The sequence below is a fragment of the Pandoraea sp. PE-S2T-3 genome (assembly GCF_002179965.1).
In the GTDB taxonomy this organism is placed as follows: domain Bacteria; phylum Pseudomonadota; class Gammaproteobacteria; order Burkholderiales; family Burkholderiaceae; genus Pandoraea.
Map to the genome: position 1 here is coordinate 726,712 of NZ_NGUQ01000037.1, position 16,179 is coordinate 742,890.

14 protein-coding genes are annotated in these 16,179 nt (G+C 63.7%); 11 read left to right on the forward strand and 3 right to left on the reverse strand.

The annotated features are described in order from the left end of the window. Positions 1–154 precede the first annotated feature (154 nt). The 7 genes from CDV46_RS25490 to CDV46_RS25520 all read left to right on the forward strand — a co-directional run bounded on the left by CDV46_RS25490 (position 155) and on the right by CDV46_RS25520 (position 7,161). A complete protein-coding gene (locus tag CDV46_RS25490) occupies positions 155–1,450 on the forward strand; it encodes an MFS transporter (protein WP_087687522.1) in 1,296 nt (431 codons plus the stop codon). A 286-nt stretch (positions 1,451–1,736) separates the two neighbouring features. Then, positions 1,737–2,648: a LysR substrate-binding domain-containing protein gene (locus tag CDV46_RS25495; RefSeq protein WP_087725794.1), complete on the forward strand. Its 912-nt coding sequence runs from the start codon at positions 1,737–1,739 to the stop codon at positions 2,646–2,648. Between the two features lie 57 nt (positions 2,649–2,705). Then, a complete protein-coding gene (locus CDV46_RS25500; RefSeq protein ID WP_087725796.1) occupies positions 2,706–4,034 on the forward strand; it encodes an LLM class flavin-dependent oxidoreductase in 1,329 nt (442 codons plus the stop codon). An 8-nt stretch (positions 4,035–4,042) separates the two neighbouring features. Then, the gene (locus CDV46_RS25505; RefSeq protein WP_087725798.1) at positions 4,043–4,543 is read left to right on the forward strand and encodes a flavin reductase family protein; all 501 of its coding nucleotides are present in this window, start codon (positions 4,043–4,045) and stop codon (positions 4,541–4,543) included. Between the two features lie 169 nt (positions 4,544–4,712). Next, positions 4,713–5,408, forward strand: coding sequence for a helix-turn-helix domain-containing protein (locus CDV46_RS25510; protein ID WP_087725800.1), 696 nt, complete (start codon positions 4,713–4,715; stop codon positions 5,406–5,408). Between the two features lie 77 nt (positions 5,409–5,485). After that, the gene (locus CDV46_RS25515) at positions 5,486–6,757 is read left to right on the forward strand and encodes an NAD(P)/FAD-dependent oxidoreductase (RefSeq protein ID WP_087725802.1); all 1,272 of its coding nucleotides are present in this window, start codon (positions 5,486–5,488) and stop codon (positions 6,755–6,757) included. Positions 6,758–6,795: 38 nt separating this feature from the next. Next, a complete protein-coding gene (locus CDV46_RS25520) occupies positions 6,796–7,161 on the forward strand; it encodes a cupin domain-containing protein (RefSeq protein ID WP_246185632.1) in 366 nt (121 codons plus the stop codon). Here CDV46_RS25520 and CDV46_RS25525 read toward each other — a convergent pair. Genes CDV46_RS25525 through CDV46_RS25535 form a run of 3 tightly spaced genes read right to left on the reverse strand, consistent with a single transcriptional unit; the run spans position 7,127 to position 11,855 of the window. Beyond that, positions 7,127–8,593 carry an efflux transporter outer membrane subunit gene (locus tag CDV46_RS25525; protein ID WP_254916222.1) on the reverse strand — a complete coding sequence of 489 codons (1,467 nt, stop codon included), beginning with the start codon at positions 8,591–8,593 and terminating at the stop codon, positions 7,127–7,129. The genes CDV46_RS25520 and CDV46_RS25525 overlap by 35 nt on opposite strands. Positions 8,594–8,598: 5 nt before the next feature. After that, positions 8,599–10,668 (reverse strand): MacB family efflux pump subunit, encoded by a 2,070-nt coding sequence (locus CDV46_RS25530; RefSeq protein ID WP_303395616.1) that lies wholly within the window; start codon positions 10,666–10,668, stop codon positions 8,599–8,601. Next, a complete protein-coding gene (locus tag CDV46_RS25535; protein ID WP_087725804.1) occupies positions 10,662–11,855 on the reverse strand; it encodes an efflux RND transporter periplasmic adaptor subunit in 1,194 nt (397 codons plus the stop codon). Before CDV46_RS25535 ends, CDV46_RS25530 begins: the two co-directional genes overlap by 7 nt. Positions 11,856–12,232: 377 nt before the next feature. Between CDV46_RS25535 and CDV46_RS25540 the strand changes: the two genes are divergently transcribed. The 4 genes from CDV46_RS25540 (at position 12,233) to CDV46_RS25555 (ending at position 16,087) form a co-directional block, all read left to right on the forward strand. Further along, positions 12,233–12,481: an MbtH family protein gene (locus CDV46_RS25540; protein WP_087687515.1), complete on the forward strand. Its 249-nt coding sequence runs from the start codon at positions 12,233–12,235 to the stop codon at positions 12,479–12,481. Positions 12,482–12,520: 39 nt separating this feature from the next. Continuing rightward, entirely contained in the window at positions 12,521–13,282 is a 762-nt protein-coding gene (locus CDV46_RS25545) for a thioesterase II family protein (RefSeq protein WP_087687514.1), read from the forward strand. Positions 13,283–13,295: 13 nt separating this feature from the next. Next, the gene (locus CDV46_RS25550; RefSeq protein WP_087725806.1) at positions 13,296–14,768 is read left to right on the forward strand and encodes a peptide synthetase; all 1,473 of its coding nucleotides are present in this window, start codon (positions 13,296–13,298) and stop codon (positions 14,766–14,768) included. 215 nt (positions 14,769–14,983) lie between these two features. Then, positions 14,984–16,087, forward strand: coding sequence for a YqcI/YcgG family protein (locus tag CDV46_RS25555; RefSeq protein ID WP_087725809.1), 1,104 nt, complete (start codon positions 14,984–14,986; stop codon positions 16,085–16,087). Positions 16,088–16,179: the final 92 nt, after the last annotated feature.

The window sequence follows — 16,179 nt, forward strand, 5'->3', positions numbered from 1 at the left end:
ATCGGCCAATTCCACACAATTTCAATCAGAAAGAAATTTCACCAAAATTCATCGAATAATTTCACATAGGTGAAATCTCTAATATCGACGTGGAATTCGGCTGCTCAGAATGCAGGCTCAGATCACTGCAACGCCTCGCCCTGGAAGGTCGCATATGGATACCACCGAAATCGGCTGTTTCACTACCCGGCAGCCCCGCAAGGGAAACCGGACCCGCGATGTGATCGCGGCGAACTTTGGCACGTTCTTCGAGTGGTTCGATTTGCTGGTGTACGCGATGTTCGCGATCACCATCTCGAAACTGTTCTTCCCGCAGGGCGATCCGCAGTCGGCACTGCTGTTCAGCCTGATGACGTTCGCAAGCTCCTTCCTGATCCGCCCAGTCGGGGCGGTGGTGCTGGGCATGATGGCCGACAAGGTTGGCCGGCGTGCCACCTTGAGCTTCGCGGCCATGCTGATGCTGGCCGGCACGGTGCTGATCGCCGTATCGCCGACCTATGACACGATCGGCGTCTGGGCGCCGGTGATTCTCGTCACGGGGCGTTTGCTGCAAGGCTTCTCGGTAGGCGGGGAGTTCGGTACCGCCAACTCGTATCTGACGGAGCAGAGCGCCTCGCGCAAGGCGTTTTTCGCCAGCTTGCAATTCTCGGCGTCGGGTCTTGCCGTGCTGGCCGCGTCGTTGTTCGCGTACTTCCTGAACCACTTCCTCACGACGGACCAGATCAATTCGTGGGGCTGGCGTCTGCCGTTTCTGTTTGGCTGCCTGATCGGGCCGGTGGGCCTGTATATCCGCTCGAAGATCGAAGAGACGGCTGACTTCGAACAGGTCAAGCGCACGGGTGCCACGGTGCAGAACCCGCTGGCCGAGACGTTCCGGTCGCACAAGCGTTTTGTGCTGATCGGCGCGGTGGTAGCGGCCGCCGGCGTGGTGGCCAGCTTCCTGAACCTCTACATGCCGACGTTCGCCATCAACAATCTGGGACTGACCAAAGACGACGCCTTCATCGCCTCGATTTGCAGCGGTGTGGTCTGCACGTTCGTGCCGATGCTCGGTGGTATCGCCGCTGACCGGCTGGGCACGGTGAAGGTCATGCGCACGGCGTTGATCCTCGGCGTGATTCTGGTGTTCCCGCTGTTCCAGATGCTCACGCGCTCGCCATCGCTGCTGACGCTGGCGGTCTTCCAGTGCACGCTGTCGTTCGTGTTCTACAGCTTCTACTACGCGCCGATCGGCTCGCTGCTCTCGCAGTTGTTCCCGACGTCGTGCCGCACGACCGGGGTGTCGATCGCCTACGTGGTCGCGCAGACGTTCTTCGGCGGCATTACGCCGCTGGTGGTCGGCTTCATGGTCAAGGCGACGGGCAGCGTGATGGCCCCGGCGTACTACATCGTGATCATTGCCGTGTTCGCGTTGATGGGGCTGTACGCCAGCCGCAAGCATGTGACGTGATGGCCTGACGTAAGACCTGGCGAGACCCGGCAAGGCCTTGTAACGCCTCGCACAGTCCCGACTGACTGACGTTTCAGCCCGGCCGCCCCTCAGGGGTTGCCGGGTTTTTGGCCTTGGCGAGGCCACAGCAGGTCGACGGGTGCAAGTGCGCCGGCCGTATGCAGTTTCTGCAATGACAACGCTTATTGATGCCATTGTCTGCACGGCAACGCTGCGCCAAGATGATTTCACGTGCTTGTCACCCGATGCCTCACATGGCACGAGGGCGAGCCCTCTGGAGTTCACGATGAACATTCGACAACTGGAAGCCTTTCGCGCCACCGTCATGGCCGGCACCGTCAATGGGGCGGCGGAGATGCTCGGGACGTCGCAATCGACCGTCAGCCGGCTGATCGGTCACCTTGAGCGCTCGCTCGCGCTGCCGCTGTTCGATCGGGCCAATGGCCGGTTGGCCGTCACGCCCGAGGGGCAGTTGATCTTCGAGCAGGCCGAGCACGCTTACCGGTCGTACGAGCGCATCCGGGAGTTGGCCGGCGATGTCCGGCAAAACCGCGTGGGTCATATCGCCATCGCGTGCATGCCGGCGTTGGGCCTGAGCTTTCTGCCGGGCGTCATCAAGGCGTTTTGCGAGAAATACCCCGGCGTGACGATCTCGCTGGAGATTCAGTCATCGACGCGCGTGGAGGATTGGATTGCCGCGCAGCAGACGGATTTCGGTCTGGCCGAGCTGCCGTTCTCCCGCGCCGACGTCGCCGTCGACGAGTTCTGCCGGGTGCCGTACTACGCCATTCTGCCGCCGGGCCACGCGCTGGCGGCCAAGCACGAGTTGCAGCCGCGCGATGTCGACGGCCTGCCGTTCATCTCGATGACAAGCGTCTGTCAGGTGCGCCATCACGTCGATCAGTTCTTCGACGCGCATGGCGTGCGCCGTGTGACGTCGCTGGAGACGTCCTATCTGCAAGCGGTCAGCGAATTCGTCCATCTGGGCATGGGCGTTGCGCTCGCCGATCCGTTCACGGTGCACGCCAATCTTGATCGGGTCGTGGCGCGACCGATGCGTCCCAGCCTCGATTTCGGCGTGGGCCTGCTGTATCCGCGGCACCGGCCGCTCCCAAAGGTGTGTCGCACCTTCATTGCGTTCATGCGCGAATACCGCGACCGGTGTTTCGCCGAGGTTGCGGCGCGCTGCGGTGTCTAGCGTGCTGCCAGTCAACCCATCACCCCCATCCGTCAGCTTTTGAGAAGAGACCGCCCCATGACGACTGATCGCAAAATGAAACTCGGCCTGTCGATGCGCTACCTCGGCTACCACGTGGCCGCGTGGCGCCACCCCGACGTACCGGCCGCCGGTGCGCTCGACTACCGTTACTTTCTGGCAAACGCGCAGAAGGCCGAAGCCGCTAAGTTCGACATGATCTTCTTTGCCGACGGGCTGGGCATCCGGGCGCAGGACAACCCGCGCGGCGCGCTGGCCCGCGATATGCGCAACGCCGAGCTGGAGCCGCTCACGCTCTTGGCCGCGATTGCCGCGCACACGTCCAATATCGGTCTGGTCGCCACCGCCTCGACGACCTATAACGAGCCGTTTCACGTGGCCCGCAAGTACGCGTCGATCGACCACATCAGTGGCGGCCGTGCCGGCTGGAACGTGGTGACGTCGTGGTCGAACGAGGAGGCGCGCAACTTCGGCCGCGACGAGCATCTGGGCTACGAGGAGCGCTACGAGCGCGCCGACGAGTTCGTCGAAGTCGTCAAATCGCTCTGGCAAAGCTGGGAAGACGATGCGTTTATCCGAGACAAGGCGAGCGGCGTGTTCTACGACGAAGACAAGCTGCATGTGCCGAACCATGCGGGGAAGCACTTTCAGGTCCGTGGCCCGCTGAATTCCGCGCGCACACCGCAGGGGCGGCCGCTCATCGTGCAGGCGGGCGCGTCGGAAGCCGGGCGGGCGCTGGCAGCGCGCGAAGCCGATGTGGTCTACAGCAATTCGCACAACCTTGCGCACGCACAGGCGTACTACCGCGATTTGAAGGGGCGTCTTGCCGCCCATGGCCGTGCGCCGGACGACCTGTTGATCATGCCGGGGCTGACGCCCTTCGTCGGCCGAACCCGGCAGGAAGCGCAGGACAAGTTCGATCAGTTGCAGGAACTCATCGACCCGATCAGCGGGCTGGCCAGCCTGTATGACGCGCTGGGTGATCTGTCGGGCTATCCCGTGGATGGGCCGGTGCCGCAGGTCGAGCCCAGCCGCAACATCCGCAGCATTGCCGACAACCTGCTCGCGATGGCGCGCGACGAGAACCTGACGATTCGCCAGTTGTATCAACGCGTGGCCGCCACTTACACGGTGCGCATGGTAATCGGCACCCCCGCGGACATCGTCGATCAGATGGAGGAATGGTTCTGCAACGAGGCCGCCGACGGTTTCAATATCTGCCCGGCCACGCTGCCGCACGGCATCGACGACATGGCAGAACTGGTCGTGCCCGAGTTGCGCCGCCGGGGACTGTTCCGCACCGAGTACGAGGGCAATACGCTGCGCGCCAATCTCGGACTGACGCCGTTGACGTACCGGCAGGGCTGAACGACATCATGACTTCCACCGTCCAGATTCCAGACTTTCAGCGGGCAATGGCGTCGTTCCCCGGCGGTATCACGGCCGTGACGACGCGTAGCGCCGACGGCCCCATCGGCATCATTGCGACCGCTGTGTGCAGCCTTTCGGCCGAGCCGCCGTCGATTCTCGTCTGTGTCCATAAGCGCGCGTCGGTCCACGACAGCATTCTCGAGGCCGGGCGTTTCGCAGTGAATCTGCTATCGACCGGCCATCGCGAGCTTGTCGTGCGCTTTCAGCAGGAGCGAGGAGCGGCGCGCTTCGAGGCCGATCTGTGGACGCAACTCGAGACGGGGGCGCCGATTCTCGCCAGCGCTGCGGTGGCGCTCGACTGCACGCTGCTCGACACCCACGACGGCTACTCGCACACGATCATCGTGGGCGCCGTCGCGGCCACCCGTGTCGGCACCACGCCGGACGCCAGTTGCCTGCTTTGGCACGACCGGACGTATGCGCAAAGCACGCCGCTGATGGCATGAGGTGACAAATAACGACAGAGGGGTGGGGGGATCCGGATTGACGCCACATCGAAATCACTCTAATCTTTTTGAAGTGTGATTGAAATTCACCGGGCGTACGTTTCACACGCCCCGGTTTGCGTCTCTCTGGTGTTTCCGATTCCTTTTCGTCCTTTGCGTCCTTTTCGCCATGCCATCGAAGCCGAAAGCCGTCACCGCCGCGCCGCTGTCTGCATTCTCCGAGTCTGACCCCGAGGCATCTGGCCGTATCGCCGATGATCTGGACCCCGAGGTTCAGGCGAGCGATATGGAGTTAGGTATGCGTTTGCGTGCGATGCGCACCGAGCGCAAGTTCACGCTCAAGGACCTCGCGGCGCGCGCCAACATGTCGATCGGCATGCTGAGCCAGATCGAGCGCGGCGTGAGTTCGCCATCGATGCGCTCGCTGCGTCAGCTTTGTCACGCGCTCGGCGTGGATGGGGCGGCGCTGTTCACGTCGATGCCCACCGTCGCAGAAGACGCACCGAGCGCCAGCACCGAGCCGAACGAGTTCGTCGTCTGGGCGAGCCAGCGCAAACCGCTGCGGCTGGCGGGCTCCGGGGTCACGAAGTCGCGCATCACGCCGCTCAATTGCGCGTCGCTCGAGGCTTTCATGATGGAGCTCGAACCCGGCGCCGCGTCCGATTCGAATCTGTTGGTGCAAAGCGGCGACAAGGTGGGCTACGTGCTCTCCGGCAAGTTGCGCGTGTTCATCGACGACACCACGCTGGTCCTCGGCCCCGGCGACACCTACGGATTCACCGGCAACCGCCCGTATCGCTGGGAGAACGCGTGGGACGAGCCCACGGTGTTCATGGTCGTGAACAGCAACCACTTCTACGTCTGAGCGCAGCAGCAGTGCAGAGGCTGTGCAGATTGCGCGCGAACTCCCGAATTCTTTCTCCTATTGTCGGCAGGTAATTTATGGCTAGCGTTCTCCCCAAACAGGTCGATGTCGCGATCATCGGGGCAGGCATCATCGGAATGAGTACCGCGTGGGCGTTGGCCAAAGCAGGCTTGCGCGTGGCGGTGTTCGAGAAGGGCGTCATTGCGGGCGAGCAGTCGTCGCGCAACTGGGGCTGGATTCGTACCGTCGGCCGCGACCATAAGGAGCTGCCGCTGGCGATGCAGGCGATTGGTCTGTGGAAGGAAATTCAGGCACAGCACGACGTGGGCTACCGCCAGACGGGCGTGGCGTATCTGGCAGAATCGCAGGACGATCTGGATGGCTATCGCAAATGGCTCGACAAGGCGCTGCCGCTGGGCGTGCCCGCCGAATTGCTGAACCGCGACCAGTTGCCCGATTTGTTCAAGTCTCGCTCGGCGCGTCACTGGATTGGGGCGCTGCATTGCGCGTCGGACGGTGTGGCTGAGCCCGAACGCGCGACGCAGGCGATTGCCAAGCTGGCGATCGCGGCCGGCGCTCAGGTGTTCGAACAGACGGCCGTACGCGGTCTCGATCGTGAAGGCGGACGCACGAGCGGCATCGTCACCGAACAGGGTCGCGTCGCGGCTGATGCCGTGGTGCTGGCCGGTGGCGCGTGGTCGCGTCTGTTCTGCGGCAACACGGGGGTGAGCTTCCCGCAGTTGAAGGTGCACGCGTCGGTGCTTCGCACGACGCCCGTGGACGCCGGACTCGATCTCGCGATCAACGGCAAGGATTTCACGTGCCGCAAGCGCGCGGACGGTGGCTATTCGGTGTCGCAATTGGGCGCGTCGGTGGCCGACCTCACGCCGGACAGCATTCGTCTGTGCCGCCAGTTTTTCCCGGCATGGCTCTCGGAGAAGAAGTATCTGAAGCTGCGCGTCGGCAAGCGCTTTCTCGACGAATTGATGATGCCGACCCGCTTCGGGTCGGATGCGGCGACGCCGTTCGAAGCGCATCGCACGCTCGACCCGGCCCCCGGCATGAAGTCGATTAGTGTCGCGCTCGACAAACTCAAGCAGGCCTTCCCGGAATTCCAACCAGCGCAAGTCGCGCACGCATGGGCCGGTTTCATCGACGTGACGCCCGACGCCATTCCGGTGATCTCGGGCGTCGACAGCGTGCCCGGCTTTTATCTGGCATCCGGCTTCTCGGGCCACGGCTTCGGCATCGGGCCAGCCGCCGGTGCACTGATGGCCGATCTCGTGCAAGGCAATACGCCGTTGGTCGACCCGCATCCCTTCCGCTTGTCGAAGTACGACAGGCATTGATTCCTACGTCATTCCCAATTGATAGAACGAGGTAAGTTGTGGCCGAAAGTCATTCGCATCTGGTGCGCTTCAGCGCAGGTCCTTTGCAAAACCCGGAGATCGGCAAGCCGCGCCGTCCGATGGAAGGCGATACCGTGTTTCGCAGCATGACGGGCTTCGAGGGTAACGGCGGCCGTGCGTCGTCCGGTATCTGGGAAAGCACGGCAGGCAAGTTTCGCTCGGATACCACCGGGTACATCGAATTCGGCTACATCCTCGAAGGCGAGTGCCGCATCGTCGACCCGGACGGCACCGTGCATGCGCTGAAAGCCGGTGATCCGTTCGTGATGCCTGAAGGCTACAAAGGTCACTGGGAAGTCGACGCGTTCGTCAAGAAGGTCTGGTTTGTCTCGCTGACGAACTGACGAGCTCACCTGCCGGTGGCGGCTGCCAGCCGCCGCCGAGCGCCTTGTATAACGCCACCGATGCCTGAAGTCTTGCGAGTCGCAACTGCACTTGCAGATCGAGCGAGGCAAACAAAGTGCGTTGCGTATCAAGCAAGGTGAGCATGGTGTCGGCACCGGCACGGTAGCGCGATTGCGCCAGCGTGAACGCCGTCCGCGCCTGCGATAGCTCGCGTTGCTGTGCCGCTTGCTGACGGTCGATGCCGTCGATGGCGTTGAGCGACGCCTCGACGTCACCAAACGCCGCGACGATCGTGCGCCGGTAGTCCGCCAGCAGCGCCTCACGCTGCGCAACCCGCAGATCACGCGCACCCGCCAGCGCACCGCCATGAAAGATCGGCGCGCTCAAGGCTGCCGCGACGCTATACACAGGATTCTCCAAAACCGTATTCAAGCGACCGCCCGAAAACCCGATGCCGCCCGTGAGCGATACGGACGGCAGCATGCGCCCGCGCGCTTCGAGCACGTCGGCGTCGCTGGCGGCTAGCAATGCTTCGGCACGCGCAATGTCGGGACGTCGCGCAATAAGATCGCGGGGGAGCGAGGCCACCGTGGGTGGCGCGGTAAGTGTATCCAGCATCGGCGTGTTCAAGGCAACGTCGCCGAGGTGGTGTCCGATCAAAACCGCCAGTGCATTCTCACTATCGGTTGCGTCTTGGTTCCGGGCCGCGACATTACGTAGCTGCGCCTCGTAAAGCCCTTCCTGCTGTGCGAGATCGAGGGAAGTCGCTTGTCCAGCCTGCGTCTGCGAACGAATTAGGCGCAACACCTGTGCGGCGATGTCGCGTTGCTGTATGGCGATGGACACTCGCTCGCGCGCCGCCGCCAGTGATAACCAGAGATTGGCAGCGCCCGCCGTCACGGTCAGTCGAACGGTGTCGCGGTCAAAGGCGCTGGCGCGCAGTTGCGCGAGCGCGCTGTCTCGGGCGGCGCGATTCGCGCCCCAGAAGTCCAGCTCGTAAGTCGCCGTCAATCCCAGCGCCAGCATGTTGCCGGACACGTCGGCCCGACCACTCATGCGTCCTTGCCTCGACGCAGAACCGCTGCCATCGAGCGCAGGCAGCAATGGGGCACCCGCAATCCGTGCCAGCGCCTCTGCCTGCCGGACGCGGGAATACGCGGCGGCCACGTCGAAGCTGTCGCGTTCAGCCAGCGCCACGACCTGATCGAGCGACTCGCTCCCGAAGGCATGCCACCACGTTTGATCGACGGTCGCGACCTGAGATGGCACAACCGACGTCGCGCCGGAGCGCCAGACGGCAGGCGTTGCCACGTCACGCGGTGCGGGCGGTTCGTGCAACACGCACCCGCTGACGAGCAGTGCCGCGCACGCGAGCGACAGGCATTGCGCTGTCGTACGGCGAGTGATGAATGAAATGAGCTGGCGGTGCATGGCGGTCAATCGCTGGCAAGCGCGACGATGGGATCGAGGCGGGCGGCCTGACGTGCGGGCATGTAGCCAAACACCAGTCCGGTGACGAGGGCGCACCCAAACGCGGCGAGCATGGCGCGCACGGAGAAGACCAGATCGACGCCCCAGAGAATGAGCGCCACACCGAAGGCAAGGCCGACGACCGTACCCAGCACGCCGCCCACCGTCGACACCATGACTGACTCTGTCAGGAATTGACGCAGGATGTCGGCCTGCCGCGCGCCCGTGGCCATGCGAATGCCGATCTCGCGCGTGCGCTCGCGCACCGTCATGAGCATGATGTTCATCACGCCGATACCGCCGACCACCAGTGAAATCGCGGCAATCAGGCCGAGCGTCAGCGTCAGCGTCTGCTGCGCCTCGCTCTGCGCCTTGAGCGACGCCGCCTGGTTATAAACCTGAAAGTCCTTCACATGATGGGCGTCGGTCAGCACCCGAGTGATCTCCGCCGCCGTGTCGTCGACCTTGTCGAGATCGCGCACGAGCACAGAGATCCACGAGAGATTTGCCGTGCCGAAAACACGTCGGCTGCCGGTGCTGGACGGCACGAGCACGACGTCGTCATCGTTCGACTGGCCGGACGTAGCGCCTTTCTCCGTCAACACGCCAATGACCTGAAACGGCACGTTGTTCACCAGCACATATTGGCCCAACGGATCGGCCGGACCGAACAACTTCATGCTGATGCGCTTGCCCAGTACGGCGACGGTGGCCAGTGTGCGCACGTCCTGCCGGGTGAAGAACGTGCCACGCGACACGTTCCAGTTCAGCACGTGGGGCGCATCTTCGGTCACGGCCCACAAGCGCGTGCCGACATCGACGTTGGCCGCGCGAACCGTCGTTTTTCCAGCAAAGAAGGGCATGGCGATATCGACGTTGGGCACTTGCGCGAGCAGCGCGGCGTCCGCTTCGGACAACGTGCCGCCGGGACCGCGCTCGGTATCGCCTCCCGGTGTCACGTACATCCGGTTGGTGCCGAAACTCGCAATCTTGGCCATGACGGTGCGCTGCGTGCCGGTGCCGATGGCGAGCATCACGATCACCGACGCCACACCGATGATGATGCCCAGCAGCGTGAGCAGCGTGCGGAAGCGATTGACGAGCAGCACCTGCCATGCGGCTTGCACGGCTTCATGGATATCCGCCCATGGTGACGCGGCGCGCGAAAGCCCGTGCGCCATGGTGGTGGCGAAGTTCTGCGCGTTGAGCGTCCATCCAGCGCCGTCGCTTGGCGCAGACGATGACGGCTCGGCAGGCGAGGGGAGGGACTCGGCGTCACGCGGCGCTTCACCGGTGTCGGACACAATCAGCCCGTCACGAATCTCGATGACGCGTCGCGCCTGACTGGCGACGCCCCGATCGTGCGTGATGAGAATCACGGTGTGGCCCGCGTCGGCCAGTTCGCGCAGCAATGCCATGACCTCGGCCCCACTGCGGGTGTCGAGCGCGCCGGTCGGCTCGTCCGCGAGAATGATGCGGCCGCCATTCATGAGCGCGCGGGCAATCGATACCCGTTGCTGCTGACCGCCGGAGAGTTGGTGTGGCCGGTGATGAACCCGCCCGTCGAGACCCAGACGGGTCAACAATTCCGTCGCCCGGCGGTGCCGGTCCGTGCGGGACATACCGGCATAGACGGCGGGGACTTCAACGTTGTGCAGGGCGTCAAGCGTGCGGATCAGATGGTAGTTCTGGAACACGAATCCGAACGCTTCTCGGCGCAACCAAGCAAGCTCATCGGCACGGAACGACGCGATGTCCTGACCGGCAAAGCGGTATTGCCCGGATGTCGGCCGGTCGAGGCAGCCGAGCAGATTCATCAGCGTCGACTTGCCCGAGCCGGAGGCGCCGACAATCGCGACGAACTCGCCCGCATCGATTTGCATCGAGACGCCACGCAGCACCTGTGTTGCCGGTGTACCGCCGGCGCCCCCGTAGCTGCGGCAAATATCGACCAGTTCGATCAGCGGAATATGCGTCGGGCGTGGCGAGGGCGGCGGTTCACCGCCTGCCACCGGGGCGTTGGTTTCGGTTACCACTGGAATCTCCCCGCGCCCGCGCGGACGTTGCTGATCGAGGTGATCAGCGCGTCGCCCTGCTCGAGCCCCTCAAGCACTTCACCATCCAGCCGGTCCCGCAAGCCGATGCGCACCTTGCGCTCGACGCGCTTGCCATCGACGAGCACCTTGGCCATGAAGAGGCCGGCCTGCGCATTCACGGGGACGAGCGGCGTCATGGGCGACAGCAGCACATTTTTCGCCGAGGCGATGACGAAGAACACCTGTGCCGTCATCTCCGGCATAAGGGCGCCGTCTTGATTGTCGACGTCGACCAGCACGGTATAGAGCACCACCTTGCCGGTGCTGCCCGTCGGACTCTGCTGCGACGCGTCGCCACCGCTCTTGTCGAGTGGCGTGGGCGGCGCGGGCAGCACCTGTCGCACAGTGCCGTGCCAGCGTCGCGGCCCGCCGTCGGTCTGGCCGCCCAGTGTCGTGAAATAGACCGGCATGCCCGCCTTCACGTGACTGATGTCCGCCTCGGAGACCTGCGTCCACACGGTCATGTGCGACAGATCGGCGATGCGCATGATCAGCGGCGTCTGATAGGTGGCGTTCAGCGTCTGACCCTCGCGGGCGTCGAGCGTGACCACGGTGCCGGTCATGGGGGCGTAAATGCGCGTGTAGCCAAGCTGCGCCTCGTCCCCCTTGAGCGTCGACGTGGCGCCGTTGATCTGCGCATGCAAGTTGTCGATCTTGGCGAGAGCGACATTCAGGTTGGCTTGTGCGGTCTGAACGTCTTCAAGGCGTGTCGATCCGTCGGCCATCATCTGATGTTGACGCCCCGAACGCTGGCTGGCCAGCACACGTTCGGCCTGCGCCTGTGCAAGCTGCGCATGCAGGCTCGCGAGACTGGCGCGATCGGCGTCGACCTTGGCCTGCTGGACCGCAGGATCGATCTCGACGAGCAGGTCACCTTTGTTCACGCGCGTGCCGGGCTGCACATGGAGACGGCGAATGGCGCCGGACGCCTGTGCCCCGACGTCGACATAGCTGCGCGGGCGCAAATTGCCCAAGGCAGTGACCGTCAGTTCCAGATTGCCCCGGTTGACCGTGGTGGTTTCGACCTGTTCCACGCTACGAAATATCGTGAACCACAGCACGAATGCCAGCAGCACGACGACAAGGAGGAGCAGGGTGCTGCGAATTCGCTTCGGTTTGAATGGCATCGGCTTCGATAGCGTGCACAGCCAACGCCATCGTGGCGCCGGCAAATCATTTGGATGGCGAAGCGGTGGACGGCAGCGATCACCGCACGAGCGGCGCCAAGTATAGAACGATTCTCATTTACAGAGAAATCCTATCGTCTTCAGTGTTTTGATATCTACGGCGCGTTGTCATAAAAATATGACGAAGATGAAGGATATTTAGGCCGCAATGATCAGAATTCGATTGACAGCCGTGGTGTCTCTTTTGTAGATTCACCATCTCTAATGAGTAATGATTCTCATTAACTAGCCATAAATCATTGGCTGATTCGGTACGTTTCCGGGTGACATCCGGATGTCAAAGTACTAAGGAATTCGAACCTTTTGGGAGCAACGCGATGAGCTGGGACGACGAAAACGCGGAATTCGAAGTTGTGATGAACCACGAGGCGCAGTATTCGATCTGGCCAAGCTACAAGGCAATTCCGGGTGGCTGGCACGCGGTCGGCATGAAGGGCAACAAGGCGCAATGCCTGGCCTACATCGAGGAGCACTGGACCGACATGCGCCCGTTGAGCCTGCAAAAGGCGATGGCCGAGCAGGCGGGTCAGCCGACGAGCGCCGGTGCCTCTGCCTCGGTGCACTGATTGCGCCCGAACCGCGTCCTCTTGACTGGCGCCGCCTGAATGCCTGCTCCTCTCACCTTGTTCTGCCTGCCATATGCCGGGGGCAGTGCTGCGATCTATCGCGAATGGCCTCGTTCGCTACCCGACGCGATTCGTCCCGTCATGTTGCATCCGGCGGGGCGGGGCGTGCGCCACGGTGACGCCCCTGTGCATCGTTGGCCGGAATTCATCGACGACATGGTCGCGCAGGCGCTGACGCACCTCATGGTGCCGGGGCAGGCGCCACTGCCGTTCGCGATCTTCGGCCATAGCATGGGCGCGCTCGTGGGGCTCGAAATGGCTCACGCGCTACGGGCACGGCTGGGTGTTAGCCCGCGCTGGTTTGGCGCGTCGGCCAGTCTCGCGCCGGCCTTGCGTCAGCGTGAAACACATTGGCTGACCTGCGACGACGCGACTTTCATTGCCGAAGTCCGGCGGCTGGGCGGTATGCCGGACAGTCTGCTGAACAACCCCGAGTTCATGGCGCTCGTCATGCCGGCGCTGCGCGCCGATTTTCACCTGTGCGGCACCTACGATCCGCCTGCGCGTGCGCCATTGGCTTGCCCGTTGCTGGCGATCAATGGTGACGACGACGCGCGCTGCGTCGTGCCCGCCAACGACCCGGCTTGGGCCAGCGAGACGACGGGGCCGTTCGCCTCGGCGCGAGTGCCGGCCGGGCATTTCTTCATCAATACCCACCGCGACGCGCTGCTGGCGCACGTCATTGCGCCATTGCGCGAGGTGGCTGGTATCACCGAGACGCCTGTCCGGGCGCTCGTCTGACGTCAATACGGAGATGGACATCGTGCAAGGCCTCCCCCCGCTGTTCGATTTCGCCCCCTATCTCGAAGTCCGCGACGACACGTTGCCGCTGATTCGGGAATTCGCGTCGCATATGGCGTTTCGTAGCGCCGTCGTCGAAGAACTGGAACTGGACGAAGACTTCTACCGCCGGCCGTTGCGCCCGGAAGATCTCGAGTTCCTGCAATTCAAGAAGGCCGTGCGCGCCGAGACGGTGAGCCGCCTCCCGATGCTGGCATCGCAACGCCTGCTCATGTGCATCAACGAGGTGGGCATTGCCCGCATGCCGCGCCCCGGCGATGCGGACGGCGGTGTGGACATTTTTGCCAGCGCCGACGCGTTCTACAGCGAGCGCAACCAAGTGCTGGGCGCTCGCATCCGGCCCTACCTTGAGAACTACGCGTATGCGTTTCTCGGTAACGAAGGCAAGGCAGACGCCACGCCCGGCGCGCTGACGGATACCCTCGACGCCATCGTGCGCACTGAACACGCGTGGTGGAGTGAAATCTTTGCGCTGCTGCAACGTAACGAGTATCTGCCCGAAGGACTGCGCTTCATCATGATTCAGCGCTGGAGCCTCGCTCCGTCGCGTCGTGCAGCGGTTGCGCGTGCGGTGGCGTCCGGCTATTTCGATGCGGTGTCGCCCGACGCGCGTCCGGTCATGACGGACGCGGCGCAAGACGCGCTGCTGACCCGTGTGGCCGGTGCACTGGACCTGACGCGTCGCGAGCATTCGTACTGGCAGTTCTATTTGCCGACGAGCCTCGCGAAGTGCAATTTTCTCTACGCGCTGGGCGCACGCCCGGATCGCGCATTCGCGCTGCTCGGTGCCGCGTTTGTGGCTGAGGCCGAGATGCTGGCGTTCTGTCAGGCCGCCGCGGCTGCGTGCCCGCATATGCTGCACGGCCTGCCGATTCAACAGCCGCCGTTGGAAGATGCCGTCGCGGATCTGCTCCGCCGGGCGGCCGCCGCGACCACGCAAATCGACGCGCAGTACGGCGCTCAAGGACTGGGCCGTGTGAGCCAAGGGCTTGGGGCGGCGGAACTCATGGGCGCGCGCGGGCGTTGGGATCTCGGTGAACAACTGCGCTGGCTCTCGGCAATCGAGCGCTATGTGGCTTTCGCGAAGCAAGTGGAAGGGCGTATCGAAGCCGAGTGCCCGGGTATCGACCGTGAGACGTTTGTCGAGCCGCGCGAGATGTGTTCCACCACGCACGTGCACAACGACCACCGGCTCGTGGTGATCGAATCGGGCGACATGATCTTCTGGGGCAATCTCGGCATGCAACTGAAGATGAAGCAGGGCGACAGCGTACTGATTCCCGATGGCCGCCTGCATGGCTCGACGGTCGTCTCGCACGAGTGCACGTATCACCAGCCGATCATTCCGGACGCGTGGTTCGAAGCCCTGCATACCGGCAACGCGCCAAACGCACCGGCACCGAAGTCTTCTGCCGCGCTCGCCTGAGCCGGTACACCCCATGCCCGTTCGCGGCAACGCCGGCGCGCCCACGTAGCGCCGGCGACCTGATTGTCTCGAGGCTATCGACACGAATAGCCGATTACGAATTTTCTAGGCACGTTCATGCGTCCCGCCGCGACTCGTCTCGACTCGCGGTGGTCGATGCGTGACGCAATGACAGCCGGCCCGGGCCGGCGCGCGCAGTTTCGACGGAGAAGCTCATGCAGCTCGACCCCCGCGATGTTCTTGATTCCCCCCGTTCGACCGAGTCATCCCCTGCGCCCCGGCGCGCCACGGCAAGCGACTGGCGCTCTCGCGTCATTCTCGGCGAGCAGGTCGGCGGCATCGACCTGCCCGACTGGCTGGAGACCTCGTACGAAACGCTTCGTTCGCAGGTCATGCACCCGGAGTATCCGTGCTTCTTCGGCACCATTGCCGAGCGTCGCGGCGAGATGTTTTACACGTTCGTGAACGGCAAGGACAACGCGACGCTGCCCGCGACGATGCTCACGTTCGCGCGGCTCGCGTCGCAGCCCGAGTTCCGTCGCAACAACATCGCGATTTTTTATGAACCCGACGCCACGCCGCTGACGCACAACGCGTATCACGACCTGTTCTGGGGCACGTTGCAGTATCTGCATGACGTCGATCCCGATCCGGAAGCCGATCAGCAAGTGCCGCCGTCGCACGAGGACTGGGAATTCGGCTACGGCGGGCTACAGATGTTCGTCGTCTGCGCGTGCCCGTCGTTTTCGCAGCGGCACAGCCGCAACCTCGGGCCGGGCATGGTCCTGCTGTTCCAGCCGCGCGCGGTTTTCGTGGACACCATCACGAACAAGGTGATCGGCCGTCAGGCGCGCGAACAAGTGCGCGAGCGGCTGCGCAAGTGGGACGCCGTCGGCCCGCACCCCGATCTTGGTTTCTATGGCGACCCGGGCAATCTCGAATGGAAGCAGTACTTCCTCGAAGACGAGAACGTTGCGGCAGCGGATCAATGCCCGTTCCTCAAACGGATGCGTCGTGCCCCCGAAGACGCCTCCGCCACGTCAGTCCACGCCGTAGCGGCACCGCCCGCACCGCTCACACCGATGATCGGCAAGATCCCCGTGCATCCGAAGCCGCATCCGATCGAAACACCATCGACTGCCCATGCCATGCATTTGTCGCACGCAAATCATGTGGCGCGCCAGATGCACGCCGATGCCGGTCACGCCCGACTGATCGAACAGGGTGACGCCAGCGTGCGCGAGAGCGCATCGCATGGCCAGCACGCGGGCTCGCAGGCCCCTGCGCCGTCGCGCAACGACAACGAACAACCCGAGTAGCCGGCGTTTCCCCCAAGCGGGAAAGCAAAGCGCGGCCGGTGGGCTGCGCGAATCGACCGATCCTCGAAACGCAACGAATTTCAGGCATACCG